Genomic DNA, 25161 nt, shown 5'->3' with positions numbered 1-25161 from the left:
TCCCCTGTCTCAGCTGTCCCCCGAGGTTGCGGCTTTCTCCTGGATCTGTGCCTCCGTCGTTTCCCTGCGCGATATGCGCCATAGCGCCCCGGAGATGCCCAGCATAAGGAACAGGAGGCTGGCTGCCATGGGGAAGGCGAAGGCGTCGAAGAATCCGAAGGCCAATGCGGCTGCGGCGACGCTTGCAAGGACTGACTGGCTCATTTGGCGCAGTTCGTTGTCCCTGGCCGACTTCCTGGCCTGCCAGGCGCAGAGGATGCCGGCAAAGACCAGCAGCAGGAAGGCGATCAGGCCTGCTATGCCGAGTTCGACCAGGAGCCCCAGGTATTGGTTGTCAACGATGACGTACGCGGGGAGGAAGGTGCCGAAGCCACGGCCCAACAGCAAGTTCTGGCTCGCCATTCCGAAGGCGGTGGAGTAGCCGTTGGTTCTTGAACTGATGCTGGGGTCGTCGGTCCCTATGGTGAAAAGGCCCAAGAGTGTTCCGATCATGCCTGGCGTCACTACGTAGATCACTGCCACCAGGAGGGCTGAAACCATCACGGCCTTCCGCCGGAGCTGTTTGGGCCATACCGGCAGGAAGATGAGGAAAGCCAATGCCATGCAGATCAGTGCGGCCCGGGAGACGGAGAGCATGGCAGCTACGGATATCAGGCCAACGGGGAGCCACCACAGCAGCCGGCGCTTGGTGGTGTCGTTGAGGGCGAGGGTGATGGCTATCGGCAGCGAGGTGGAGAGGACTACCCCGTATTCAAGGGGATGCAACGACATGCCGGCCGCGCGGACAAAGCCTCCCCGGGAATCGATGTTTGCCAGCTCCGAGCTGACGCTGAGGCCCGGTATCCTGATCCATTCGATGAGGGACGAGCCGGTGGCGAACTGGAGCAGGCCCAGCAATGCTGTCAGTCCCCCGGCCAGGGCGATCCTGCGGAGCAGCGTCCTGACGCTTTCGCGGGTTGTCAGGCCGTCAGTTGCTATGAGCAGGATCCCGGCCCATCCTGCGAGCCGTAGGAGGCCCGCGTCTGCGGGGCTGGCTTCGCTTTCCGGCAATCCCCTGACCATGGCGTAGGCGTAACTGGATGCTGCGACGAGGAGGAAGGCTGCCAGTGCCACCCGCAAGGGATGCCACCGCCTGATTGATGGTGTCGTGCGGCGCAGCTGGTGCAGGATCCACCACGCGAGGGCCAGGAGGGCGAAGAGCGTGCTTGGCCGGCCGATGGACCCCAGGGACGCTATCACCATGTTTGACGGCAGGGCACATGTGAGCACCAGGTAGATGGTGAGGAACAGGGGCGCATCGGACTTCCGGGCCACCCCCTGGATGCCGTCTCGATGTAGTAACCCGTTAGCCCGGTACACGGGAGTTCACCTTTGCGTGCGGGATGTCGGGACGTTGGACGCTTGAGCCGCCCTTGTGCAGGATTCTGCGGCGACGGGGCCGTGAATCAACAATGACTGCGGCCAGGATGGAAAGTGTGGCGGCTAGGCCAACCCAGAATACTGCGCCTTTGACGCGGTTGAGTTGGGTGCCTCCGCCGAACACGATCTCAGGGCTGGACGGCGACGTGAGGGTGGTGATGAGGGCTTGTTGGACACCTGCCTCCTGCTGGAGGGCCAGGGAAGCGTCATTGATGCCGTCGACAACGTTTTGGAGCACGTCCTTCACCTTTTGTGCGCTGGAGTCGACCACCTGCACGGATAGGACCGGCCATCGGAAGCTCTTGGCCCATTGGCCGCCGCTGTTGAGCAGGGTCACTGAGTAGCCGTGCCGGACCCCGGCACCATAAAGGGTTCCGCTGGAGAGCGTGAGATCCACAGATGCTGAGTCGTAGTTGACACGTCGCTCCACCATGGCCGCGAAGTCCACCAGCGACGCGTAGTCGTCACCGGGTATCCAGTAGGCCGGTTCGCGGTCCGGAGCGACGAACGTAACTTCCGCCTTGGTCCAGTAGACAGGCTCAGCGGACCGGACCGCGCCCAGGGACGCCAGTCCGATGGCTATCCCGATGGCCACGATGTACCAGCGCCTGCCCAGGATACGGAGAAGGATGGCTGCGGTCATGGTTATCCCGGCCTGTAGGAACTGGGTACGACACTGGCAGTTTCACCCGCGAGGTGTGCCGGTTCGTCCGTTGTGGGCCGGTTGCTTGAAAACCGTTCCGTCGAGGAAGGTTTCCTTTGCCTGGTAGCCGGCGGCGTGGGCGGTTTGGATCCGGCGGGCTTGTCGGTGGGTTCTGTGCTCTTGCGGTGTTTCCGGGACAGGAGCAACCCGTCGATGAGTACGGTAAGCATGATGCTGAACGCGACGCCGCCGGCAGCGGTGACCAGGAGCAGTTGAGTCCGGGCTTTGACCTCGGGAACTGCTTTGCTGTCCTCAAGCAGTTTCATCGTGGAAATGCGGGAAGTTGTTGGCACGTTGAGGACGTCCTGCAGCTCGGTCAGGGCCACGGGTGCCTGGTTCATCACAGTATCCAGGATCTTGAGGGCCTGGCCGGAGTCGGGTGAGGAGGCTGTGATGAGGAGGATTGCACCGCTTGTTCCTTTGTCGGCTTCAGCAGTGAAGGTGCTGGCCCCGCTTTGTTCACGGATGGTCTCCTTGAACTCCTCGGAGGACATCTTGCGGGTGAGGATATCCAGGGCCTCGCTCATGCCGCCCAGCCCCAGATATGGATTACCGGCTTCTCCGACGCTTTTGGTGGAGGGCAGGAGGACCAGGCTCGCCTGGGCTTTGTAGTTGTCGGGCGCGTTCTGCTGGAGGAAGAAGCAGGCGCCTGCGGTCACGGCAAGACCCAACACGACGATGAACCATCGGCGTATCAGGCTTTTCAGTATCTTTTGTACCTGCATGTCCTGCTCTTACCTTTCGTTGAGTGTCTTTGGGTTTGGACCAGTCGTACGGCTCAGGTCCTGGACACTGTGCTTCTCCGGTTGGCAAGCAGCGTCTTGACGCGATCGATGCCCTGGGTTCCAAGCAGCGCGATGGTCACGGCCTTGGCAGCCTTCCGGGCGAGCTCCCGTAACGCCCGGAGGGGAGACTCAAAGACCCGATCCACGATGATGGAACTTGCAGTGGGGATGGGAGCATCCGCCAAAAGGGCCGGGAAAAGTGCCCTGTAAGGCTTGGGGGAAACGCGCCGGCCGCGGATTCTGTTGCTGACATTGTGATCGTGGACCAGCTGCAACCACCCAGGTGCACCGCGCAGCGATGTGACCTTCATGGATTGGCCCAGCCGGTTGTGCCATGCAGCCCAGCACGTCACAGGAGCGGACCAGGGGGCGCTGACGGAGCAAAACGCGTTACGGGGGTCGTTCCTTAGGAAAACAGAACCCTTTCCCATCACCAGGCCGGATACGAGGTAGATCGCTGAGTTTCCAGCATCGTGGGCCGCTTTTTGCACCCGGTCCACGAAATCGATGGCCAACCCGTCGTCGTTGTCCAGGTTGGTGGTGAGCAGTGTGCCACGTCCGCCCCCTGTGACTGTCCTGATGTCCTCAAGCAGTTCGGACGGGCTGACTTCTGTCCTGAACAGGGGCACGAAGGTCCCTTCACGGTTCAGCCCAAGCACGCGGTCCAGCAGCCAGGCCGGACTCTCCGGATCAAAGTAGATGATCCACCGGAAGTCCCGGTTGGTCTGTGCCTTCACGGAGGGTAGACAGTAGCGCTCGAACAAAGCAATCCGGTCCCTCAGCCAGCCTTCCTGGGCCCGGACCAGGCTCTCAAAGCCCCGGGAAGGAAGATTGAACCTAGTGAGCAACACGTGGTCAATACCCGACGGCGGGTTCCCCGGCTTATCAACGTTCATGGCTTGCTCCTCGAACGGATTGAACTGTCGTGCGCAACTTGGTGTTGCGCCCGCCTCCCGGTTGCCGGCACAGATCCCTGATACTGGCGGCCCGGACGTCCCAGGAGTTCGCCTCCGCGACGCGCCGCATCTCTTCACGTTGCTCCCGGTCCGGAGGCTCCTGCAGGGCAGCCCTGACCAGATCCACGAATGCCGCACGGCTGCTTGCCACAGCTAAAGCGCTGCACTGCAGCGATCGAACGGAAGGCAGGTCCGTGGCGACCACGGGCAAGCCCGACGACAGGTATTCCAACGTTTTCAGGGGGAAGCTGGATCTATTGAATTCCGTGTCGGCATAAGGGGTGATCCCGACGGCTGCGGTCAGAAGCAGCCGCCGTACGTCATCAGGGGCCAGAGGTCCACGCCAATCCACGTTGCTTCGCTCCAGAAAGGCGTCCAGCCTCAGCCTGGTTATCGGGTTGGACTCAGTCCGCGGACCAATGACCAGAAGGCTGAGCCCGGCGTCGGCCAACGACTCCAGCACGTCAAGGTCCAATCGTTCGTTGAGTTGTCCCACCAGGACCGCGACCGGCCTCCGGTGCTCGTCTGTGGACGGGCTGGCCGGTGGACGGCACCCATTGGGAAGAACCTGCACGGGCCGTCCCGAGAAATGGGACATCTTGGCGGCCAGGCCTGCTGAGACAGCGGTGATGACATCGGCCGTCCCGATGTTGCGTTCCAGGGAGCGCCTCAGATAGCCGGAGGGAAATCCGATCAATTCAGCTGCGGCCAGCCAGTCATCCGTCAGATGCAGCAGCCGCACGCCGCTGCCACGGTCAGGGAACGCTACAACCGGGGAGGCATTGACGACCGCCGACACTGGACCGCCTGCGGTCTTCATGGCGTTATCCATGCAGTGACGTGCAATGGCTTCGGTCAGGGGACGGCCAAGCGTGCTGCTGAAGAACGGCGGAGCAGGAAGCCGCAAGCGCGACAAGTGCGGTGTCATGGTCTCCGGGATCCCGCGAAGACTCCTCACCGTGTGGTTCCGGACATCTGCGAACCGGAAGACAGGGGCAGGTTGGTCAACCCAGAGGACCGGGCCTGTCTCTGCCAAGGACTCAGCCAGCAGCCGATCAGTTCCGGGCAGGCCATCCCATTGGCCACCGGAGATGTACATGATCGTGTCCATCACGCCTCCCCTGAGACGAGTTGCCCGGCCGCGGCAGCACGGACGGCGACAGGACGGGCGTTGAAGTCTTCAGCGGGCTGGTGGCCACGGAGGCGCTGATAACGTCGGCGAACCACATAGGAGGAGTACTGCACCCCGGCGATGGTTTCAGCCCACAAACGGGACCGCGTCGCGGGAGCGCCGGCCAGGAAGCGCTGGTACAACTCGGTTTGGTGTTGCGCCGCGGAAGTGAGTGAAAACCTGTCTTCGACCACCGATCGGCCGAAAGAGCCTAATGACTTCCTCAGCAGCTCGTCCGTGTGGAGAGCCCTCAAGATGGTTACCAGCGCGTCGGTCCCGGTACCGGTCGAACCCGGACCGGAACCATACCAGCCCTGCCAAAGGAACACCGGCAGGGACTCTGGAGTGAGAAGTTCCCAGAAGCCTCCTTCGCCCTGGACAACGAGCGGTTTGGCGAACGATAGCCCCCGGAGGGCGGAGCCGCCCATGCCCAGGACGACGTCGGCAGCAGCGTAGGCCGGTCTGGGGTCAGCAAGTTCACCGGTGAGAATAACCGTGTTTTCCCCTGTCGCCGCGTTGACGCGTTCGGCCTGGGCTCTGACCACGGATTCCGCCGGGCCTGAACCTGTGATCAGCAGATGCACCGGGAGATCCCGGGCGAGTTGTCCCGCGGCATCAATCGCCGACAGGATGCCTTCAAGCTTGAGTTCCTTGGCCAAGCGGGAGACGCAAACCATCGTGAAAAAGTCGCCATGCAGTCCCCACCGTGCGCGAAACCCTTCCAGGTCCGCGTCATCGACCACGCGGTTGGCCATGATGTCCACGGGCGGTTCCAGCAAATGGACACGGTGGCGTCCGGAGGACAGCTCGCCCTGCCGGATCTGTTCAGTGCCCACCATCAGCGGCATGGACCTGGGGATGAACGGAGCCACTGCCATGGACATCACCGTGGCCACCGCGGTGGTGTCCGGCACCAGCCTGGAGGCCGCCAGGCACTCCAGCGCCGGGGGCCATTCGTAGCCGTGAACGACGTCGATCCGGCGCTCGCGGACGGTGCGCACCAAAGTTCTGATGACCGATGGGGAAGGTCGCTTCCCTGGTGCAGGTGCGGGGACAAACTCCAACCCAAGCTCTGCTCCCCTTTCGACGAGGGGCCCGGGCTGTCCAAAGAGAATGACCTCATGGCCCAGTTGCCTGATTGCGGCACCGAGTTCGATGGCGTTCAATTGGCTGCCGCCCATGCGCAGATCGTGCGGGTAGATCAGGATCCTCATGTCGCGGCCACCTCCCGTCCACGCCCCCACATCCGGACGTCCCGCAGGTCCTGCCGTCGAAGCCCCATGATTGCCGCCATCGCGACGACTCCCAGTCCCGTGGAAACGAGGACAGCGACCACAGGGGAATCCAGGAACCGGGTGATTGCGTAGCAGCCGGCTGCAGTCAGTGCTGCCATGACCGTGGGAAGTCCCAAGCGTTTTCCCACGGCCAGGAGCGGCACACCTGCCTTCCGGAGAGCCCGGAGATACAGCGGCGAGGTCACCAGCAGGGCCACCAGCACAGGAGCCGCTGCCAGCCCAGGCATCCCTGCGAGCGCACCGCCTGCCAGCAGCGCCGGAACGAGCGCGATCAGAGCCACGAGCTGCACATTCAAGATGGACAGGGACGAACCCAGGACCACGAGGTAGTCGTACAGCAGCTCATGGAGGATCCGGAGGACCGTGAGGGGCGCCAACCACATCAGCGCCATGCCCGCCGGGGCCCAGGCTTCACCGTAGACGACATTGACAAGGGGAAGGGCGCACCCCACCATCACCGCCGAGACGGGCAACACCATGGCCGACACTGCTCCGATCATCGCCAGCAAGGCCGCCCTCATGTCATCCGGCCGGTCCTGGAGCCTGGCGAAGGTCGGCGGCGCCACGCTTCGCAGGGGTTGGGACAACAAACTCGAGGGCCACCCGGCCATGTTGAAGGCCATGACATAGAAGCCGAGGACCACCGGGCCAAACAGCCGCCCGGCGATGAGTTGGTCGACGTAACCCACGGCAAAGACCACAGCGCTCGCACCTGCCAGGGGAAGTCCGAAAGCCAGGAGCTGTTTCGCGGAGAGCGGTGAGAATCCGAACCGGTACGGCAGGGGCGAGTAAACAAGGAACAGGACGGCCGCTACGAGGCTGGCCAGGACCCGGCCCACTGCCAGGCTCATGGCTCCCATTCCGGCGATCACCAGGATCAACGAAACGCCCGCCCCGAGCCACACATTGACTTGGTCGATGACCATCCGTTGTCCCTGGCGGAAGTTGCGCTGCAACAGGGCCGCGGGCGTGGCCACCAGCCCGTTGAGCACGATGCAGAAGGCCAAGGCCCTGACCACGTCCGTTGCTGCCTCGTTTCCCATGGCCGCTGTGAAGAGGGGTGCAACCGCGTACGAGAGCCCGAACAGCAGGACACTGCAGACTACGGAGATGGTGGTGACTGTGGCGGCTATTTCCTTGGGGTCCCCCGGCCAGCGTACGATCGCCAGGCTGACGCCCAATTCGTTGAAGCTCAGGACGGCGACGAGCGCAATGAACGCCACCGCGTAGGTCCCGAATTCCTCAGGCCCCAGCAGCCGCGCCAACGCTATACCGATTCCAATGGTCCCCAGCTTGGTGATAAAGGCGTTGACGACGCTGATCACGAACGCCCTTGTGGGGGTTGGTCCCTTCCGCTGGGTAACCGGGCTCTTGAGCGTCACTGGGCCCCCTCCAGCGCAGGCGTATTGCCGCGCCTGATCACCCGGGCCGGGACACCGGCCCAGGTCTCGTCGTCGGGAACATCGTTCAGAACGGCCGCTCCCATGCCAATGGTCGCTTTGGCCCCGATGGACCGGCCCTCCCGGACACTGGCGTTCATGCCGATGTAGGCCGCCCGGCCGACCCGAACGTTGCCGCCCAGGGAAACGCCTGATGCGAATGTGGCGAAGTCACTGATGACGTCGTCGTGGGTGAAGGTGACCCCGGGCATGGCGACAACGTGATTGCCGATGGTCACTGACGCCGTCATGCTGACGTGGGCCAGGATGATGCTCCCCCGGCCGATCACGCACCCCTCCGGAACGTTGACGGAGGGATCTATGGCTGTGGCGTAGCGTTCTTCGTCAAGCCCGAGGCTTCGTAACCGCATCACCACACCCTCGCGGCCGCTACCTGATCCGATGCAGACCAGCAGCAACGCGTGGGGGAACTTCAGGGCGTCACGGATGGGCCCAAGGACGTGTGCACCGTCGACCACCCGGCCGGCTTTGTCCTCGTCGTCGTCGAGGATTCCGATGACGTCGAACGGGCCGCTGCTGCGGACCATGGCCAGTACCTCACGGGCGAGGCCGCTGGCAGCGATGAGGAGAAGTTCGCTCATTATGGGTGCCTCGATGCCCGCAGGACCGAGTCGATGACCCGGACCTGGTCGTGGAGGGCCAGCTGGTGGTACAGCGGCAGGATGAGCGTATGGTCAGTCAGCCAGTTCGTGACCTCAAGGGACGCCCCGCCGGTGTCCTTGCCCGCGTAGGCGGGTTGGCGGTGGGCTGCCATGATGCCCCGCCGGGCTGAAATGCCGTCCTGTGCAAGATGGCCCATCAGTCCGTCCCTCCCGAGGGGAAACGCCGGCCCGATTTCCAGCCAGCAGGATTGGAAGTTGCCGGTCCCGTAGTCCGGGTCGCCGACCAGGCGGAGGCCTGCGACGCCGGCAAACGCGTTCGCGTAGTTTGCGGCCAGTTCACGACGCCGTTGGACGGCTTCCCGGAGGCGGCCCAGTTGGACGAGTCCGACGGCGGCCTGAAGGTCGGTCATGCGGTAGTTGAACCCGACTTCGAGGTACTCTTCGGCCGGTGCGAGGATGCTGGCGTGCCGGTCCGAGGCCGAAACGCTCATGGCATGTTCCCGGAGGCGTCGTGCCCTGTCCGCGAAGTCCTGCCGTGGAGTTGAGAGCATGCCGCCCTCTCCCGTCGTGAGGATCTTGCGCGGGTGGAAGGACCAGGCTGCCACCTCCGCGCCGGCACCGACAGGGCGGCCGTGGTAGCGGGAGCCAATGGCGCAGGCTGCGTCTTCCACCACGATGATCCCGCGGGGCTCACACAGGGCCCTGATGGGATCCAGGTCAACGGGCACCCCGCCTTGGTCCACGGCGATGACTGCCTTGGTTTCCTGAGTCAGGGCTCTTTCCACGGTCTCGGCTGTCACGCACCCTGTCTGGAGGTCGACGTCGGCGAACACAGGGCGTGCTCCCATGTAAGTAGCCGCGTTCGCTGTGGCAATGAAGGAAAATGACGGGACAACGACGTCATCACCCGGTCCAACGCCGGCGACCGCGAGCGCCAGGTGCAGGGCTGAAGTGCAGCTGGAGGTAGCCACTGCGTGACCTGCCAATTGCTCCGCCGCGAAGGCTTCTTCGAACTGACGGACCTTGGGTCCTTGGGCCACCCACCCGGAGGCAATCACTTCGGCCACTGCTTGGGCTTCCTCTTCGCCAAGCCAGGGTTTCATGACGTCGATACGGGCCAGGCGCGTCTCGGAGATGGTCATCGCGCACCTGCTGCGGGGACGGCGGGGTGGGCCACGAGGCGGGCGGCTGCTATTTCCGCACGGAGCGGCCGCCACCATGAGACCAAAGTACGCAGACCGTCCTCCAGTCCAATGGCTGCTTCGAAACCCAGGTCTTTACGTGCTGCGGTGGTGTCCGCCAGGCGCCGGGCCACGCCGTTGACGGCACGCTCCGGACCGTGCTCGAGATGCAGGCTTGAACCCATGACATTCAGGAGGGTCTGCGCCAGCTCAGCCAGGCTGGTTTCGGTTCCGCTGGCGACGTTGTAGACGCCTTCACGCACATCGCTGACAGCTGCCAGGATGTTGGCCCGGGCGACGTCGTGGGTGTGGACGAAGTCCATGGTTTGGTCACCGCTGCCGAAGATCATGGGTGGCTGGCCGTCGTCGATCCGTTCCATCCAGCGCACGAGGACTTCGGTGTAGAGCCCATGGACGTCCATGCGGGGTCCGTATACGTTGAAGTAGCGCAGCAGGACGTAGTCCAGGCCGGACATGGCCCGGAAGCTCCTGGCCATCCCTTCGTTGAAGGACTTTGCCGCGCCGTAGAAGGTGTCGTTGTTGTGGTGGTGATGGTTTTCCCTGGTGGGAAACTGTTCAGCCATCCCGTACACGGACGCGCTTGACGCGGAGACGAGTTTGCCCACTTTGTGGTCCACGGCTGCTTCGTAGACGTTGAAAGTGCCGTCCACCAGAACTTCGAGTGCCAGGCGTGGTTCTTCTGCGCACTGGGTGATGCGGATGGCGGCCTGGTGGAACACGAGGTCTTTGCCGCGGGTGAGGTCGTTGACGAGGTCACGGTCCCGCAGGTCACCTTCGACCAGGGAGACGCGCTCGCCGCCCAAAGCCTGGTCCAGGTTCGCGCGTCTGCCGCGCACCAGGTTGTCCAAAACGTCGACGTGGGCCACGCCTGCGTCGAGCAGTTGGTCCACCACGGTGGAGCCGATGGTTCCGGCGCCTCCGGTGACCAGCACGTTGGCGCCCAAGAGCTCTTTCATCGCACAACCTGGAGATTCGTCTCATTGCCGGCCACGATGGTGGACCGTCCATCCGTGCCGAGGCTTTGCGTCACGGCCTCCAGGACGGACAAGACCCTGAGCCCGGATTCGCCGCTGGTGCGGGGCATCGTGTGGTTCCGGATGGAGGTAGCGAGTTCAGCCACCACTTGTCCCAGCGGTTCGCGCTCCTGGAGGGCCGGTGACCACGTGTCGCCAAGACGGTACGAGATGGCCGAAGCTTTCTTGTCTGCAGCCGATCGGGGTTGTTGCTCCAGGCTGACGCCGCGGTCGTAAACGCTGAGCCGTTGCTGCGGATTCAAGTCATCCCAGACGAGGGTCCTCTTTGACCCTCCGATGATCATCTGCCGGATTTTGGTGGGGCTGAGCCAGTTGACGTGGATGTGGACCATGGCGTCATTGGGCAGTCCGAAGGTCAAGTGCCCGACGCAGTCGCGGCCGGTACCGAGGGGATCCGCGCCGTGGGCCGAAATTTCGGTGGGGTGCAGGCCGCCCGGCAGGACAAAGTCGAGGATGGAGAGGTCGTGGGGCGCCAAGTCCCAGAACACGTTGACATCGGGTTGGACGAGCCCGAGGTTGATCCGGACCGAGTCAACATAGAGGATGTCGCCCAAGGCGCCGCTGGCCACCAGTTCCTGGATTTTGAGGACCGCCGGGGTAAAGCAGTAAGTGTGGTCGGCCATCAGCACCAGTCCCCTGGCTTTGGCTTCGTCCACCATTTCCAGTCCCTTGGCGCGGCTGTCAGCCAGCGGTTTCTCCACCAGGACGTGCTTGCCCGCGCGCAGGGCCGTCATCACTACGCCGTGGTGCGTGTGCGCCGGGGTTGCGACGGCCACGGCGTCCAGGTTGTAGTCGTCCAGCAGTTCGTCCAAAGACTCGACGACGGCCACCCCACCCACCGATTCGGCGAGCTTCATGCCGCGCTCAACGTCCAGGTCGCAGATGGCTACGAGATCCCAGTCCGGGCTGGCTTTGAGGTTCCGTGCGAGGTTGGGACCCCAATAACCGGCGCCGACCACCGCAATGCGCAGCTTGGGCCGGTGACCGTTGCCGTTGAGTTGTCCAGATGGAATAGTTCGTATGCTCATTTCCCACTCGGATTCTGTATAGGTAGCAGGTTTCTTGTTGCCTTGCCTTGCGGGCGGTGGCTAATAGGCACCCGATGGCCGGATCATGGCCCGGAAAGTGCGCCACATGATCATCAAGTCCCCCGCGATGGACCAGTTCTCCACGTAGTAGAGATCGAGCCGGACAGCCTCATCCCAGGGGAGGTCGGACCGTCCGTTGATTTGCCAGAGCCCGGTGATGCCGGGCTTGATCAGGAGCCGGCGATGGGTGTGTCGTTCATACCCATTCACTTCCCGCGCCAGCGGTGGCCGTGGGCCGACCAGGCTCATGTCGCCTGCAAGGACGTTCCAGAACTGCGGCAGTTCGTCCAAGGAGTACTTGCGCATCCACCGGCCACATGTCGTGACACGTGGGTCACCGCGGATTTTGAAAAGTACGCCTGCTCCTTCGTCCTGGTTGTCCAGTTCCTCCAAGCGCGCTTCGGCGTCAACCACCATGGAACGGAATTTGAGCATCTGGAACGTGGTGCCTTGCTTTCCTATGCGTTGCTGGCGGAAGAGCACAGGACCGGGACTGTCTGCTTTGACGATCATGGCAAGGGCCAACAGGACCGGCGAGAGGACAACCAGTGCCAGGGAAGAAACGGCGATATCCATCAATCGCTTGAGGGTGTGCTTGCCTCCGGAGTAGTGCGGAATGTCCACGTGCATCAGTGGCAGGCCTTCCACGGGCCGCCAGTGGATCCGGGGGCCGGCCACATTGGTCAGCGTTGCGGCCAGGACGAGTTCGGCGGCGTCTTCTTCCAAGCGCCAGCCGAGTTCCTGGATGAATTGGTTTCCGCCGGGCAAGGGTCCGGCGACGATGACGGCATTCGCTCCGGTTTGGCGGACCGTGTGCGCTATCCCGTAGATGGATGACAGAACGGGGACACGGACCTGGTCTACGACCAGCACCGCCCCACGCCTGGCCCCCGGGAGGCATGCGCCGAGGATGTCGTAGGGGGCACCTGACTTCCGGTTGATCTGCTTGATCACGTACCGGACGTCCTGTGGTTCTCCCACCACGATGGCGCGGGTCAGGCAGCGCCCCCGTGATTTTTCGCGGGTCAGCCACCTACGGAAGCCCCATCTGCTGCCTGTCAGCGCCACGATGCCCAGTGGCAGGGAGACAAGAACGTAGGAGCTTACCGATTCAACACGGAAAACCACTGCGACGATTGCCAGGAAGCCGAACACCCTGAAGCTCGCTGAGAGCACCCGTTTGTATTCTTCCGGTCCAACTCCCAGTACTTTCGGATCCCTGGTCCGGTAGACCTCCAGGGCGGCGAGCCAGATGATGCCCAGGATCACCACCAGGGTCAGTTGGCGCGGGAACCCGGAAGTTCCGTCTGTGAAGGGCAGTCCCCCGGTATTGAGTGCATAGCCGGCTGAGACGGCGGCTGAGACCAGTATGGTGTCGGAGACTGTCAGGGAGGTGGTCAGGAAGCGCGTCCAGCCCAGCCGGTTCCGCTGCGGGGGCTTGACGCGTGAGTGGCGGTGGGTGACTGGCGGCACGAGGTCCAGGGTGACATCCGGCCTGGGCGCCGCCAGTCCCGCCTTTTTAGTCCGTTGTGCAGCAACGGACTTGTCAATCCAGGGAGACACCGGCGGATTGACGTGGGCAGTGACCGGGTCCACTGGGAAGGCTGGTCCCACGGCAGCATGGCCCGCACCCTTGGGTGCTGCCGCCTTGCCTAAACGTACGACTGGAACTTTCACCTTGTCAGCCTTCTTTGCAGACCGTCCATTGCCTACATATCAGTGAAGCTTTGGCCGCAAGGGGGCGCACCAGTAGTCGGTACTCAAGTTTGCGCAGTATTGCCCAAGGGTCCTACGTGCGAGTACCTAGCTGGCCGTCGGGGCACTACGTGTTTTGCTTGACCGCGAGGACAGGGAAAAGCCCGGAAATCCGCACCGTTTCACCAAGGCCGAACCCGCGAAAAGGGCACAAAAAACCGGCCGCCGTGTGGCGGCCGGTACAACGGAAAATCAGTCGTCTACGCTCTCGAGCGCCTCGTCTTCGTCGTCCTCTTCCTCATCTTCATCCTCATCCTCGAAAACCTGGAGAGGCGTGACCTCTGAAAATGACTCGTAGAGGGCGTCTTCGTAGACTTCGAAGGCGTCAGCAACGGCGAAGAAGGCGGCTTCGACGGTGGGGTCGCCCTCACCGCGTCGTGCCGATGCAGCGGCGAGATGTTCTTCCAGGGCGGCGGTAAATGATTGAAGCGCGACACGCGGATCGATGCTCATGACTTCACGTTAGCCGGAAAAAGACGAAAATGGAGAGGGATGAGAGAACAATTTCCAGGCAGCTCCGTGGAGCGCCAACGAGACTACGCACGTCAGTACGAATACCTCGTTCTGACGGTGGGGCCTGATGATTCACTGCCCGACGCCCGGCGCCGGCTGGCCGAGCACTCAGAGTACGGCAAGTGGGAACTGGAGCGCAGCGTCCTCTATCTCGGTGGCGGACGACGATTCTGGCTGCGCCGCAAGGTCTACTCCGTGCAGCGCACCGTCTAGGTGCCCAAGCTCCTTCGACGCACGCAGTTCGTTCGACTAGCCCTCGAGTGGTCCCAGCCAGGCGCTGGCAACTGTGTTGTGGGCTGATTCGTCGTTGGATGGATGGAAGATTCCCGCCAGGACGTCCCTGTACAGCCGCTCCATCTCCGAGCCACGGAAGTAGCTTGATCCTCCGGTGACCCGGATGGCCAGGTCCACCACATGCCGGGCGTTTTCGGTGGCGCGGGACTTGATCCCCACAAGCTTGGGGAACCATTGGGCCCCGTGGTCCACCATGGTGTCGACGTCGCGGGCCACCGCTGAGATCTGAGGGTAGATCCCGTCCATCGCCAAAGCAGCGTCGGCCACTTTCCACCGGATGTCCGGGTCCTGCGCGTAACTGCGGCCACCGTATTTCGCCGACACGCGACGCTTCACATTCTCCACCGCAAGCGTGAACGCCCTCTCGGCAACGCCCGTATAGACGGCGGCAAGCAACGTCTCAAAGCACGCGAAGATGGCGAAGATCAGCAAGTCCTTGTTGGGACCCACAGGCAGTTTCCGGAAGATGCGTTCGGCCGGGATGACCGCTCCATGCAGCAGCGTCGTGTTCGAAGCACTGGCCCGCATGCCCAGGGTGTCCCAGTCGCTGAGGGTCTCATGCCCGGGTTCGTCACGGCGGAGGAAGCCGAACACCAATTCGCCCTCACCCTCCCTGGCTTCCGGGTCCTTGCCGAACGTCCCCAGCCGCGTCCAGCCACGCGAGAGGCTGGTGAAGATCTTCCGGCCGGTGAAGCGGTAACTGCCGTCAGCCAAAGGTTCGGCAACGGTGCCCGAATCAAACAGCATGGAATCATTGCCGGCCTCCGATATACCGAAGGCGAAGATTTCGCCCTTCCCGGCTTCCTTGAGGACGAAGTCCAGGGAATCGTCACCCCTGGCCGCCATGACGCGCGCGACGCCGGTCCACACCAAGTGCATGTTCACCGCCAGGGCGGTGGCCGGGGCAGCCGTTGCGAGCCGCTGCTGCAGCGCAGCTACCGCTTCGAGACCAAGCCCCAAGCCGCCGTCGTGCTCCGGCACGAACAGCTTGAGGTAACCGGCGGCTGCCAGTTCTTCCAGGTCCTCATGGAAGAACTGGTTGTTGTGGTCGTACCCGGCAGCACGGCCCCGCAGTCTTTCCAGCAGGGCGTCGGGAAGGATTTCTTCGGGAGTCAAAGCAGGGCCTCCTTGTGGTGGGTGCCGTTTAGTAGTTGCTCAGCAGGGTATTCAGGACGCGGGCGCCGAACTGGAGTGACTCTGCGGGCACCCGCTCGTCAACACCATGGAACATTCCGGTGAAATCGAGCTCGTCCGGCAGCATCAGGGGCGCAAAGCCGTACCCGGTGATGCCGATCTTGCTCAGTGACTTGTTGTCCGTGCCGCCGGAGAGGGTGTAGGGCAGGACCTTGGCCCCGGGGTCCTCGGAGTGGAGGGCATCGATCATGGAATCGACAAGGTTGCCGGCAAAAGGCACTTCCAAGGAAACGTCCTTATTGACGTAGCTGATGTCGATTCCGTCGCCGGCAAGTTGCTTGATGGTCTCGAACACCAGCTCCTGCTGCCCAGGCAGGGTACGGCAGTCGACGAAGGCCTCGGCGGACTCGGGAATGACGTTGTGCTTGTAGCCCGAACGCAGGAAGGTGGGGTTGGACGTATTCTGCAAGGTGGCACCCACGAAGCGTGAGACCGTGCCGAGCTCCTTGAGGAGGATGTCAGGGTTGTCAGCGTCGAACTCGACGCCGGTCAGTTCAGTCACGCCGTCCAGGAATTGCCGGGTGGTAGGGGTCAGCTCAACAGGCCATTTGTATTCGCCAATACGGGTAACCGCGGCTGCCAGCCTGGTCACAGCGTTGTCAGTGTTGATCTGGGAACCGTGTCCCGCCCTTCCGTGGGCCACCAGCCGCAACCAGGACAGGCCCTTCTCGGCAGTTTGGAGCAGGTAGGTCCGCTGCCCGCCGATGGTCGCGGAGAAACCACCCACTTCGGAGATGGCTTCCGTGGCCCCGTCGAACAGCTCACGGCGGTGCTCCACCGCGTACCTGGCACCGTAGGTGCCGCCGGCCTCTTCATCGGCGAAGAAAGCGAAAATGATATCCCGCTTTGGCTTGCGGCCGGTCCGGGCGAAGTCACGCATGACGGACAGGATCATCGCGTCCATGTCCTTCATGTCCACGGCTCCGCGGCCCCACACCAGCCCGTCCTTCAATTCGCCGCTGAAGGGATCCACGCTCCATTGGTCCTTCAGCGCGGGCACGACGTCCAGGTGTCCGTGCACAACCAACGCGTCCGCACCGGGATCTTCGCCTGCCATGCGGGTTACGACGTTGGCGCGGCCAGGGGCCGATTCGAAAATTTCCGCTTCCAGGCCTACTTCAGTGATGAGTCCGGCCGTGTATTCGGCTGCTGCCCGCTCCCCGGGACCGGTGTCGTCGCCGTAGTTCGAGGAATCGATGCGGATGAGCTCCTGGCAGATCCTGACAACTTCGTCTTCAGGGCGGATGGCAGACATGGAAACTCTCCTTGCGTGGCTGGGCTGCAGGTTCCGGCGACGCGGACTGCTTCATCCGCAGCCCGTCCCGTGTACCTTTAGCCTACTCACCAGTTGCGCCCCGAGTCAGGAACTCCACGGCCCCAAGGGTCCCCGGGGCCTCACCCGTGCCTGGCGGCTCCTGCCGATTTTTCAGGCACCTGAAACCGTGTTAGAGTTTTTCTCGCTGCTTCGGAGGAATATGAAGCGCCGCAAGGTGCTTACTGCTCCTGCTGAACACCACCTGCGCGGGTGGCGGAATGGCAGACGCGCTAGCTTGAGGTGCTAGTCCTCGAAAGGGGGTGGGGGTTCAAGTCCCCCTCCGCGCACAATACCAAGGCCTGGAATCCACGGATTCCAGGCCTTGTTTGTTTCCATCACGAACTGCTGCGAGCCGTAGTCGAGGCCGCCTCTGCGACGTTGGTCACTATTGTTTCTTCATTTGTCGATCCGGTAAGCGGCGCCCACCGAAGGGGCCGCCGCTTACCGGACATGGTTCACGACAATGCTGAAACGGAGCCCAGGAAATGGCGCCTACCGCTGCGCGGATTCCAAGCGATGTACTCCGAGCGCTCCCACGCCCCCGACGCGGACTGGACTGTCGCAATATCCAAGGCCACCCGTGCAGGAAGGAAAACAGGAGCCTCGAACGTGACCTTCCAGGTAAAAGCCTCCGACTTGGCAGCTCCAACGTCTGCCAACGCCCGGGAGGCCAGATACATCCCATGGGCAATCGAGCCCCTCATGCCCAGTGCTTTCGCTGACAGGACGCTCAGGTGGATTGGATTGAAGTCACCCGACACCGCGGCATAGCTCCGCCCGATGTCCAGGCCAAGCTGCCAGAGGGCTGTGGGATCCGGAGGTGAAAAATCGGCTGGGGCGGAAGATCCATGTGCGGTTCCCGCCTTATCGATGCCCGGCAGGAAAACGCCTTTGGCGAGGTAGGTGGACACCCCGCGCCACAGCAGCGTCCCATTGGAATCGGAACGGACTTCAGCAACAACGTCCAGCTGGGTCCCTGCGCGATGCCCTGTCATGTTCTCCGCCCAGGACTTGATGTCCAGGGTTTCGGTGAAGTGGATGGGCATGTGCTGCTCCACATGGTTCCTGAGGTGGATCATGCCAAGGAGCGGTAAAGGGAAATCGTCCCGGTTCATCACACTCATGGACACCGGGAACGCCAGTGCATGGACATAGCCGGCCGGGAGGGTGTCGCTGGCCGTCTCCCCCACCAAGTGCTGGTAGGCGGTCAGGTTTTCGACGTCGGCCCTGACGTCCCGGACCTCGTGGCTGACCGCCGGCAACCTGGTTCCGCCTGAATTTGCGCCCAGTACGCGCCGGCGGGCCGCCGTCGTCGCTGCGTTGACGTAAAGCCGGGACAGCGACGGAAGCTCCTCAAGAACCACCGCGTGTGGCGTGTTCATGCTCCCACCAGCTGTTGCCCGCAGACCCGCAGCACTCCTCCGGAGATCCCGCCGGCGGCGTCGCTGGCGAGGAAGGCAATTGCTTCGGCTACGTCCTGTGGTTGGCCGCCTTGTTTAAGGGAGTTCAGCCGCCTTGCCGCTTCGCGGATGGCCAAAGGCATCTTGGCTGTCATCTCGGTTTCAATGAATCCAGGTGCGACGGCATTGATGGTGCCGCCGTATGGCTCCAGCAGGGCCGCCGTCGACCTGACCATGCCGATCACGCCACCTTTGGACGCCCCGTAGTTGGTCTGGCCCCTGTTGCCGGCGATTCCGCTGGTGGAGGCCACTGAAACGATGCGCGGAGAGGTCCTGAAGTGCTCCGATGCCAGAAGGGCCTCATTGATCCTCAGTTGCGCCGCGATGTTGACCGCCATCACGGACTGCCACCGGACCTCGTCCATGTTGGCCAGGAGCCTGTCGCGGGTGATTCCGGCGTTGTGCACCACGATGTCCAGCCGGCCGTAGCGTTCCACGGCGTGTTCAATGATCCGATGCCCTGCGTCATCACGGCTGATGTCGAGCTGGAGCGCGGTGCCCATGACGTCATTGGCGACAGCGGCCAGATGGTCGCCGGCCGCCGGAATGTCCACCAGGACCACTTTCGCCCCATCGCGGTGCAGGGTGCGGGCAATGGCAGCACCGATGCCCCTGGCAGCTCCGGTAACAACTGCGACCTTGCCGGCCAGCGGCTTGTCGGAGTCCGTAGGCAGCGCCCCCGACGTCGAGGAGACCGTCAGGAACTGTCCGTCAACGTACGCCGAGCGGCCCGACAGGAAGAAGCGCAGGGCGCCGAGCGCAGACGGACTGGTTGTTGCCAGCTCGTCGTCGAGGAGTATTCCGTTGGCTGTCGCCCCGGCCCGCAGCTCCTTGGCCAGGGACCGCAGGAGTCCGTCAATGCCTTGGCGGGCGGCCGCCGACGCCGGTGACGGTGCGGACTGGGGGGTCCGCGAAATCGTCACCACCCGGGCGTTGGGAGCGAGGTCCCGCAGGGAGGCGGCCGCCTTGAGGACAGGCTTGCCAAGGTCCTCCGGGTGCTGCACAGCATCCAGCACAAGGATGATGGCGCCCAGCTTTTCCTTGGGGAGCGCATTCCGGCGGACGTCCAGGCCCCAGCCGAGAAGGGTGGTGGCGATGTCGTCGCTTCCGGCGCTGTCACCGCTGACCAGTACGGGGCCGGTTATCAGCGGTGCTCCGGGTTGGTAGCGTCGAAGCTCCACCGGCTGTGGCAGTCCCAGTTTCCGGGCGACGTTCCTGCCCAGTCCGTGGCTGACGATCTGTGTGTACTTGTCTGTCATGGAGTTCCCCCTAGGCTGCTTCCAGAATCGCGACGACGCCCTGGCCGCCTGCGGCGCATACGGAGATCAGGCCGCGCGCAGGGCGCCCGTCCACGGATCCCTTTTCGTGCAGCATCTTTGCGAGGGAGGCGACGATCCGTCCGCCGGTAGCGGCAAAGGGATGCCCTGCGGCCAGGGATGAACCGTTGACGTTGAGCTTGGCCCGGTCGACCTTGCCGAGGGCGCCGTCAAGCCCAAGGCGCGTGCGGCCGAATTCCTCATCCTCCCAGGCAGCCAGGGTGCTCAGGACGGTTCCGGCGAAGGCCTCATGGATTTCGAAGAAGTCAATGTCCTCGAACGTCAGGCCGTGGCGGGCCAGCAGGCGCGGGACGGCGAAGACCGGAGCCATCAGGAGCCCGTCCTTGCCATGGACGAAATCGACGGCGGCCGCCTCGCCGTCCAACACGGTGGCCAGCTTGGGCAGGCTGTGCTCATCGGCCCATTCTTCGGTGGCCAGAAGTACTGTTGATGCGCCATCAGTCAGCGGCGTGGAGTTGCCGGCGGTCATTGTTGCCTCGGACCCAAGGTTCTTGCCAAACACGGGTTTCAGCGTTGAGAGCTTCTCGAGCGTGGTGTCGGGGCGGAGGTTGGAGTCACGGCTGAGGCCCCGGTACGGGGTCAGGAGGTCATCGAAGAAGCCCCGTTCGTAGGCGGCTGCGAGGTTGCGGTGGCTGTTGAAGGCCAGCTCATCCTGTGCCTCGCGGCTGATGTTCCACTGGGCTGTGGTGAGGGCCTGGTGTTCTCCCATGGACAGGCCCGTGCGGGGCTCTCCGGTGTTGGGGGCATCGGGAGCCAGATCCTTGGGGCGGATGCGGCCGATGATCTTCAGCTTCTGAACGGGAGTCTTGGCGCGGTTAAGGTCCAGCAGGATCTCCCTGAGGCCTTCACTGACCGCGATGGGCGCATCGGACGCCGAGTCGACGCCACCGGCAATGCCGGACTCTATCTGGCCCAGCTTGATCTTGTTCGACAACCCCAGCACGGTCTCCAGGCCTGTTGCGCAGGCCTGCTGGAGGTCGTAGGCAGGGGTTTCCGGTGACAGGGCCGAGCCCAGCACTGCTTCGCGGGTGAGGTTGAAGTCCCGTGAATGCTTCAGCACCGCCCCGGCCGCTACCTCGCCGATGCGTTCGTCCTGCAGCCCGAACCGTGCGATCAGCCCCTCAAGTGCTGCTGTGAGCATGTCCTGGTTGGAGGACTTCACGTAGGCTCCGCCGGTGCGGGCGAACGGGATGCGGTTGCCGCCCACAATGAAGGCGCGGCGCGTTGCCGCGGGTGTCGTAGTGCGCTCGGGGTTCTCGCCCGGGGTCACGTCTGCTGCAGCCATGCTTGTCTCCTTCGATTAATGCCAGTTACTGATACCCAGCGTACCTGATACGCTGGGTATCGTGAACAGCCACCGTCAGGAAATCCCCACCGCCCCCGAGGTTCTCCCGGGAGAGGCCCCCTCCGCCGTAGACGGCAGGGCCGCGCGATGGCAATCCCACCGCGAGGAACGTCGTCGCGAACTCATCAAGGCAGCCCGCAGGGCCGTCCACCGGCTGGGAAGCGATGCCTCGATGGAGGACATCGCCGGCGCGGCGGGCACTTCCAAATCCGTGTTCTACCGCTATTTCGGTGACAAGGCAGGGCTGCAACAGGCCATGGGAGAAGTAGTCCTGGGCCAGATGCAGCGCCGGATGAAGGAAGCTGCGCAACTGGCCCAAACCCCCCGCGAGGGACTGTATGCGATGGTTTCGGCCTACTTGCAGATGGCTGAGTCCAGTCCCAACGTTTATGCCTTCATCACGCGCCTGTCTCCTGGCGAAGCTTCCGCGCAGGACGCGATTGCGGCTTCGGGAGCCCTGGGCAACTTCTTTGAGCAGATCACGGAGATGATCGCCACCCCCATGCGTGAGCACCTGGGCGAAGAAAAGGAATCGGTGATCGTCTACTGGCCCACTGCCGCCATCGGGCTGGTGCGAAACGCCGGAGAGATGTGGCTGGGGAGCCCCGCAGGCGCTGGCAAGCCCGACCAGGCGGCCATGGCCGGGCAGATTACCGACTGGCTTTGCCTTGGCATCGCACCTCAACTCAAGACCACCACCTGACACCAGCAAATGACTCATCAGTTATCGGAACCAAAGAAGGAAACAACATGACTGAAGTAGTGGATCGGGCCTCATCGGCCAACAAGCCGGCAAGCCGCGACGTTGCTGCCGCCGAACCCGTGGTCGATGTCGCGGCGCTCGGCGAGCAACTCCTGGGTAAATGGGCTCATATACGGCATCAGGCCCGTGAGGTGGCGGGCAACCCCGCTGTGCAAAAAATCGAGGGGCTGCACCACACGGAGCACCGCGCCCGCGTTTTCGAGCAATTGAAGTTCCTGGTGGACAACAATGCTGTCCACCGTGCCTTCCCCACGCGTTTGGGTGGCTCGGACGACCACGGCGGCAACATCGCCGGCTTCGAGGAACTGGTCACCGCCGACCCCTCGCTGCAGATCAAGGCCGGTGTGCAGTGGGGCCTCTTCGGTTCTGCCGTCATGCACCTGGGCACGTCCGAGCACCACGACAAATGGCTTCCTGGCATCATGAGCCTGGACATTCCCGGCTGCTTTGCGATGACGGAGACCGGCCACGGCTCTGATGTTGCAAGCATCGCCACTACGGCCACCTACGACGACAGCACCCAGGAGTTCGTCATCGACACCCCCTTCCGTGCAGCATGGAAGGACTACATCGGCAACGCGGCCAATGACGGCCTGGCAGCCGTGGTGTTCGCCCAGCTGATCACCCGGAACGTCAACCACGGCGTCCACGCTTTCTATGTGGAACTCCGGGATCCCGCCACCAAGGAGTTCCTGCCGGGCATCGGCGGTGAGGATGATGGCATCAAGGGTGGACTGAACGGCATCGACAACGGACGCCTCCATTTCACCAACGTCCGGATCCCGCGCACCAACCTGCTAAACCGCTACGGCGATGTCGCAGTGGACGGCACGTACACCTCCACTATCGCCAGCCCCGGCCGTCGTTTCTTCACGATGCTGGGAACCCTGGTCCAGGGGCGTGTCTCCCTCGATGGTGCAGCCGTTGCCGCCAGCAAGGTAGCCCTCAAGACGGCCATCCAATACGCCACTGAGCGCCGGCAGTTCAATGCCTCCTCCCCCACGGATGAAGAAGTGCTGCTGGACTACCAGCGGCACCAGCGCCGGCTCTTCACGCGATTGGCCACCACCTACGCGGCCAGCTTTGCGCATGAGCAGTTGCTCCAGAAGTTCGACGACGTGTTCTCCGGCGCCCATGACACCGACGCCGACCGGCAGGACCTCGAGACGCTGGCAGCTGCACTCAAGCCGCTGAGCACCTGGCACGCACTGGATACTTTGCAGGAATGCCGGGAAGCATGCGGCGGCGCGGGCTTCCTGATCGAGAACCGCTTTGCCTCCCTGCGTGCGGACCTCGACGTCTACGTAACCTTCGAGGGTGACAACACTGTCCTGCTCCAACTGGTCGCCAAGCGGCTCCTGGCCGATTACGCCAAGGAATTCCGCAGTGCCGACTTTGGCGTGCTGGCCCGCTACGTCGTGGACCAGGCCGCGGGTGTCGCCCTGCATCGGACAGGCCTGAGGCAGGTTGCCCAGTTCGTGGCCGACACCGGCTCGGTGCAAAAAGCCGCCCTGGCCTTGCGCGACGAAGAAGGCCAGCGCACACTGCTCGCGGACCGTGTCCAGTCCATGGTTGCCGAGGTCGGCGCGGCGTTGAAGGGAGCCAATAAGCTCCCCCAGCACCAGGCGGCGGCCCTCTTCAACCAGCACCAGGACGAACTGATCGAAGCAGCCCAGGCCCATGCCGAACTGCTCCAGTGGGAGGCCTTCACCGAGGCCCTGGCCCGCACGCCTGACGAGGGAACCAAGCGGGTGCTCACCTGGTTGCGCGATCTCTTCGGCCTGTCCCTCATTGAGAAGCACCTCTCCTGGTACCTCATGAACGGCCGGCTTTCCATGCAGCGCGGCAGGACCGTGGGTACTTACATCAACCGCCTCCTGGTGAAGATCCGTCCGCACGCGGTCGACCTCGTTGATGCGTTCGGCTATGGCCCCGAGCACCTCCGGGCCAGGATCGCCACCGGCGCAGAAGCGGAACGCCAGGATGAGGCGCGCCGGCATTTCCGCGAAATGCGTGCCAGCGGCAGCGCACCCTCGGACGAGAAGGCGCTGCTGGCATTGAAAGCGGCAAAATCCCGCCCGTCGAAGTGATGCACCTTCCGGCAAACAGCCTGGGAAGATAAACCGCGACGGCGCCGTCCCCACCGAGGGAGGCGGCGCCGTCGTGGTTTGGCGTGCTTTCGGGACGGACCCGGGAAGCTGGGCGTCAGCGCAGCACTGAGCGGTACACCTCGAGGGTTGTCTCCGTAATGGACTCCCAGGAGAAGTGGTCCTCGGCCCGCCGCCGTCCAGCGATACCCATCTCCCGGGCGCGCGCGGGATCCGACACCACCTGGTTGAGGGCGGCGGCGAAATCACTGACGAACTTCCCAGGGTCCAGCGGAGTGCCGGTGCCGTCGGTGACCTGTTCCAAGGGAACCAGCAGGCCGGTTTCACCGTGCTGGACCACTTCCGGAATGCCGCCGGTGGCACTGGCCACGACGGCTGCGCCGCAAGCCATCGCTTCCAGGTTCACGATGCCCAGGGGTTCGTAGATGGAAGGGCAGGCAAAAGCCGTGGCATGGCTCAGGACCTGGATCAGCTCCCGGCGCGGGAGCATCCGTTCGATGAGAACCACACCCTGCCGCTTGGTCTGCAGCTCCTCGATGAGCCGTGCCGTTTCAGCGGCAAGCTCGGGAGTGTCCGCCGCGCCGAGGCACAGCACCAACTGGACATCGTCGGGGAGGCTCGACGCCGCGCGAAGCAGGTACGGAACGCCCTTTTGGCGGGTGTTGCGGCCAACAAACACCACGCTGGGCTTGGCGGGATCAATGCCCAACGCCCGAATGGCATCATCTTCCTCGTCGCGCTCCCACAGGGAGACGTCAATGCCGTTGTGGACCACGCGCACCTTGTCGGGATCGACGTCGGGATAGCTGCGGAGGATGTCCTGGCGCATGCCATCGGAGACGGCAATGATGGCGGCGGCAGCTTCGTAGGCTGTCTTTTCGACCCATGATGACAAGGCATACCCGCCGCCGAGCTGCTCGGCTTTCCACGGGCGCAGCGGTTCCAGGCTGTGGGCGCTGAGTACATGGGGTATGCCATGCAGCAGCGATGCCAGGTGACCGGCCATGTTGGCGTACCAGGTGTGCGAGTGGACAAGGTCCGCTCCCGCAATGTCCGGAACGATCCTGAGATCAACGCCCAAGGTCTGGAGTGCAGCGTTGGCACCGCCGAGGTCTTCGGGAGTGGCGTAGGAGGCCACGGTTGCCCCGTGGTAATCGGCATCACGGGGCGCGCCGAACGCCCGGACATGAAGGTCGACGTGCTTCGCCAGCACCCGGCTGAGCTCGGCAACGTGGACACCGGCACCGCCATAAATTTCCGGAGGGAATTCTTTAGTCACAATGTCTATTCGCACGCTAACCAACGTAGTCGTTCCGGCGTATGTGTTCTAGTGTGAAAGGGTCCGGAAAATCGGACTTTTGG

At 63.5% G+C, this 25161-nt stretch carries 22 protein-coding genes and 1 tRNA gene; 4 read left to right on the top strand and 19 right to left on the bottom strand.

Annotated elements, in window-relative coordinates:
• Positions 1 to 9: 9 nt before the first annotated feature.
• The 13 genes from PV760_RS05490 to PV760_RS05430 form a co-directional block, all read right to left on the bottom strand.
• On the bottom strand, positions 10 to 1314 hold the full coding sequence (locus PV760_RS05490; RefSeq protein ID WP_354627324.1) for an O-antigen ligase family protein: 1305 nt from the start codon (positions 1312 to 1314) through the stop codon (positions 10 to 12).
• A 31-nt stretch (positions 1315 to 1345) separates the two neighbouring features.
• On the bottom strand, positions 1346 to 2062 hold the full coding sequence (locus tag PV760_RS05485; protein WP_354627323.1) for a hypothetical protein: 717 nt from the start codon (positions 2060 to 2062) through the stop codon (positions 1346 to 1348).
• Between the two features lie 2 nt (positions 2063 to 2064).
• A complete protein-coding gene (locus PV760_RS05480; RefSeq protein ID WP_018777628.1) occupies positions 2065 to 2847 on the bottom strand; it encodes a hypothetical protein in 783 nt (260 codons plus the stop codon).
• 53 nt (positions 2848 to 2900) lie between these two features.
• On the bottom strand, positions 2901 to 3803 hold the full coding sequence (locus tag PV760_RS05475) for a glycosyltransferase (RefSeq protein WP_354627322.1): 903 nt from the start codon (positions 3801 to 3803) through the stop codon (positions 2901 to 2903).
• Positions 3793 to 4974, bottom strand: coding sequence for a glycosyltransferase (locus PV760_RS05470; RefSeq protein WP_354627321.1), 1182 nt, complete (start codon positions 4972 to 4974; stop codon positions 3793 to 3795). The genes PV760_RS05475 and PV760_RS05470 overlap by 11 nt, the downstream gene beginning before the upstream one ends.
• Positions 4974 to 6248 carry a glycosyltransferase gene (locus PV760_RS05465; protein ID WP_354627320.1) on the bottom strand — a complete coding sequence of 425 codons (1275 nt, stop codon included), beginning with the start codon at positions 6246 to 6248 and terminating at the stop codon, positions 4974 to 4976. Before PV760_RS05465 ends, PV760_RS05470 begins: the two co-directional genes overlap by 1 nt.
• On the bottom strand, positions 6245 to 7711 hold the full coding sequence (locus PV760_RS05460) for an oligosaccharide flippase family protein (RefSeq protein ID WP_354627319.1): 1467 nt from the start codon (positions 7709 to 7711) through the stop codon (positions 6245 to 6247). The genes PV760_RS05465 and PV760_RS05460 overlap by 4 nt, the downstream gene beginning before the upstream one ends.
• Positions 7708 to 8370 (bottom strand): acetyltransferase, encoded by a 663-nt coding sequence (locus PV760_RS05455; protein WP_039241284.1) that lies wholly within the window; start codon positions 8368 to 8370, stop codon positions 7708 to 7710. The genes PV760_RS05460 and PV760_RS05455 overlap by 4 nt, the downstream gene beginning before the upstream one ends.
• Positions 8370 to 9533: a DegT/DnrJ/EryC1/StrS family aminotransferase gene (locus PV760_RS05450; protein ID WP_189075565.1), complete on the bottom strand. Its 1164-nt coding sequence runs from the start codon at positions 9531 to 9533 to the stop codon at positions 8370 to 8372. Before PV760_RS05450 ends, PV760_RS05455 begins: the two co-directional genes overlap by 1 nt.
• Positions 9530 to 10549 carry an NAD-dependent epimerase/dehydratase family protein gene (locus tag PV760_RS05445; RefSeq protein ID WP_055975791.1) on the bottom strand — a complete coding sequence of 340 codons (1020 nt, stop codon included), beginning with the start codon at positions 10547 to 10549 and terminating at the stop codon, positions 9530 to 9532. Before PV760_RS05445 ends, PV760_RS05450 begins: the two co-directional genes overlap by 4 nt.
• Positions 10546 to 11655, bottom strand: coding sequence for a Gfo/Idh/MocA family protein (locus tag PV760_RS05440; RefSeq protein WP_018777620.1), 1110 nt, complete (start codon positions 11653 to 11655; stop codon positions 10546 to 10548). The genes PV760_RS05445 and PV760_RS05440 overlap by 4 nt, the downstream gene beginning before the upstream one ends.
• A 60-nt stretch (positions 11656 to 11715) precedes the next feature.
• On the bottom strand, positions 11716 to 13392 hold the full coding sequence (locus PV760_RS05435) for a sugar transferase (RefSeq protein WP_079581439.1): 1677 nt from the start codon (positions 13390 to 13392) through the stop codon (positions 11716 to 11718).
• 270 nt (positions 13393 to 13662) lie between these two features.
• On the bottom strand, positions 13663 to 13923 hold the full coding sequence (locus PV760_RS05430) for a hypothetical protein (protein WP_018777618.1): 261 nt from the start codon (positions 13921 to 13923) through the stop codon (positions 13663 to 13665).
• 39 nt (positions 13924 to 13962) lie between these two features.
• On the opposite strand from PV760_RS05430, the gene PV760_RS05425 reads away from it, so the two are divergent.
• On the top strand, positions 13963 to 14196 hold the full coding sequence (locus PV760_RS05425; protein WP_011774832.1) for a DUF5703 family protein: 234 nt from the start codon (positions 13963 to 13965) through the stop codon (positions 14194 to 14196).
• 36 nt (positions 14197 to 14232) lie between these two features.
• Here the strand turns inward: PV760_RS05425 and PV760_RS05420 are convergent, their stop codons facing one another.
• Together PV760_RS05420 and PV760_RS05415 are read right to left on the bottom strand one after the other, a co-directional pair.
• Positions 14233 to 15393 (bottom strand): acyl-CoA dehydrogenase family protein, encoded by a 1161-nt coding sequence (locus PV760_RS05420; RefSeq protein ID WP_079581441.1) that lies wholly within the window; start codon positions 15391 to 15393, stop codon positions 14233 to 14235.
• 28 nt (positions 15394 to 15421) lie between these two features.
• Positions 15422 to 16726, bottom strand: coding sequence for a M20/M25/M40 family metallo-hydrolase (locus tag PV760_RS05415; protein WP_039241278.1), 1305 nt, complete (start codon positions 16724 to 16726; stop codon positions 15422 to 15424).
• 264 nt (positions 16727 to 16990) lie between these two features.
• On the opposite strand from PV760_RS05415, the gene PV760_RS05410 reads away from it, so the two are divergent.
• Positions 16991 to 17073 (top strand) — tRNA-Leu (locus tag PV760_RS05410).
• A gap of 168 nt (positions 17074 to 17241) precedes the next feature.
• Here PV760_RS05410 and PV760_RS05405 read toward each other — a convergent pair.
• From PV760_RS05405 to PV760_RS05395, 3 genes are read right to left on the bottom strand one after another with little or no spacing between them, the layout of a single operon-like run.
• A complete protein-coding gene (locus PV760_RS05405; RefSeq protein ID WP_354627318.1) occupies positions 17242 to 18168 on the bottom strand; it encodes a MaoC/PaaZ C-terminal domain-containing protein in 927 nt (308 codons plus the stop codon).
• On the bottom strand, positions 18165 to 19505 hold the full coding sequence (locus PV760_RS05400; protein ID WP_354627317.1) for a 3-oxoacyl-ACP reductase: 1341 nt from the start codon (positions 19503 to 19505) through the stop codon (positions 18165 to 18167). Before PV760_RS05400 ends, PV760_RS05405 begins: the two co-directional genes overlap by 4 nt.
• 10 nt (positions 19506 to 19515) lie before the next feature.
• Entirely contained in the window at positions 19516 to 20868 is a 1353-nt protein-coding gene (locus tag PV760_RS05395) for an acetyl-CoA C-acetyltransferase (RefSeq protein ID WP_018777613.1), read from the bottom strand.
• A gap of 61 nt (positions 20869 to 20929) precedes the next feature.
• On the opposite strand from PV760_RS05395, the gene PV760_RS05390 reads away from it, so the two are divergent.
• Positions 20930 to 21631 carry a TetR/AcrR family transcriptional regulator gene (locus PV760_RS05390; protein WP_354627316.1) on the top strand — a complete coding sequence of 234 codons (702 nt, stop codon included), beginning with the start codon at positions 20930 to 20932 and terminating at the stop codon, positions 21629 to 21631.
• A 47-nt stretch (positions 21632 to 21678) separates the two neighbouring features.
• Positions 21679 to 23781, top strand: a complete 2103-nt coding sequence (locus PV760_RS05385) for an acyl-CoA dehydrogenase family protein (RefSeq protein WP_354627315.1) — start codon at positions 21679 to 21681, stop codon at positions 23779 to 23781.
• 115 nt (positions 23782 to 23896) lie between these two features.
• Here PV760_RS05385 and glgA read toward each other — a convergent pair whose 3' ends face one another.
• Positions 23897 to 25093 (bottom strand): glycogen synthase, encoded by a 1197-nt coding sequence (gene glgA, locus PV760_RS05380; protein WP_194496961.1) that lies wholly within the window; start codon positions 25091 to 25093, stop codon positions 23897 to 23899.
• Positions 25094 to 25161 lie beyond the last annotated feature (68 nt).

It is taken from the genome of Paenarthrobacter sp. CC6, from assembly GCF_040560085.1.
Classification (GTDB): Bacteria; Actinomycetota; Actinomycetes; order Actinomycetales; family Micrococcaceae; genus Arthrobacter; species Arthrobacter nicotinovorans.
The sequence above is the reverse complement of the archived record's forward strand: the minus strand, read 5'-3'. Positions and strand labels throughout refer to the sequence as shown.

What these genes read in the sequence shown, in the direction of transcription:
- PV760_RS05440 (WP_018777620.1), bottom strand. Translation starts at nt 11,655, where the DNA reads ATGAGCATACGAACTATTCCATCTGGACAACTCAACGGCAACGGTCAC.
- PV760_RS05405 (WP_354627318.1), bottom strand. Translation starts at nt 18,168, where the DNA reads ATGAACACGCCACACGCGGTGGTTCTTGAGGAGCTTCCGTCGCTGTCC.
- PV760_RS05415 (WP_039241278.1), bottom strand. Translation starts at nt 16,726, where the DNA reads ATGTCTGCCATCCGCCCTGAAGACGAAGTTGTCAGGATCTGCCAGGAG.
- PV760_RS05485 (WP_354627323.1), bottom strand. Translation starts at nt 2,062, where the DNA reads ATGACCGCAGCCATCCTTCTCCGTATCCTGGGCAGGCGCTGGTACATC.
- PV760_RS05455 (WP_039241284.1), bottom strand. Translation starts at nt 8,370, where the DNA reads ATGAGCGAACTTCTCCTCATCGCTGCCAGCGGCCTCGCCCGTGAGGTA.
- PV760_RS05475 (WP_354627322.1), bottom strand. Translation starts at nt 3,803, where the DNA reads ATGAACGTTGATAAGCCGGGGAACCCGCCGTCGGGTATTGACCACGTG.
- PV760_RS05400 (WP_354627317.1), bottom strand. Translation starts at nt 19,505, where the DNA reads ATGACAGACAAGTACACACAGATCGTCAGCCACGGACTGGGCAGGAAC.
- PV760_RS05385 (WP_354627315.1), top strand. Translation starts at nt 21,679, where the DNA reads ATGACTGAAGTAGTGGATCGGGCCTCATCGGCCAACAAGCCGGCAAGC.
- PV760_RS05450 (WP_189075565.1), bottom strand. Translation starts at nt 9,533, where the DNA reads ATGACCATCTCCGAGACGCGCCTGGCCCGTATCGACGTCATGAAACCC.
- PV760_RS05470 (WP_354627321.1), bottom strand. Translation starts at nt 4,974, where the DNA reads ATGGACACGATCATGTACATCTCCGGTGGCCAATGGGATGGCCTGCCC.
- PV760_RS05430 (WP_018777618.1), bottom strand. Translation starts at nt 13,923, where the DNA reads ATGAGCATCGATCCGCGTGTCGCGCTTCAATCATTTACCGCCGCCCTG.
- PV760_RS05465 (WP_354627320.1), bottom strand. Translation starts at nt 6,248, where the DNA reads ATGAGGATCCTGATCTACCCGCACGATCTGCGCATGGGCGGCAGCCAA.
- PV760_RS05395 (WP_018777613.1), bottom strand. Translation starts at nt 20,868, where the DNA reads ATGGCTGCAGCAGACGTGACCCCGGGCGAGAACCCCGAGCGCACTACG.
- PV760_RS05445 (WP_055975791.1), bottom strand. Translation starts at nt 10,549, where the DNA reads ATGAAAGAGCTCTTGGGCGCCAACGTGCTGGTCACCGGAGGCGCCGGA.
- PV760_RS05425 (WP_011774832.1), top strand. Translation starts at nt 13,963, where the DNA reads ATGAGAGAACAATTTCCAGGCAGCTCCGTGGAGCGCCAACGAGACTAC.
- PV760_RS05480 (WP_018777628.1), bottom strand. Translation starts at nt 2,847, where the DNA reads ATGCAGGTACAAAAGATACTGAAAAGCCTGATACGCCGATGGTTCATC.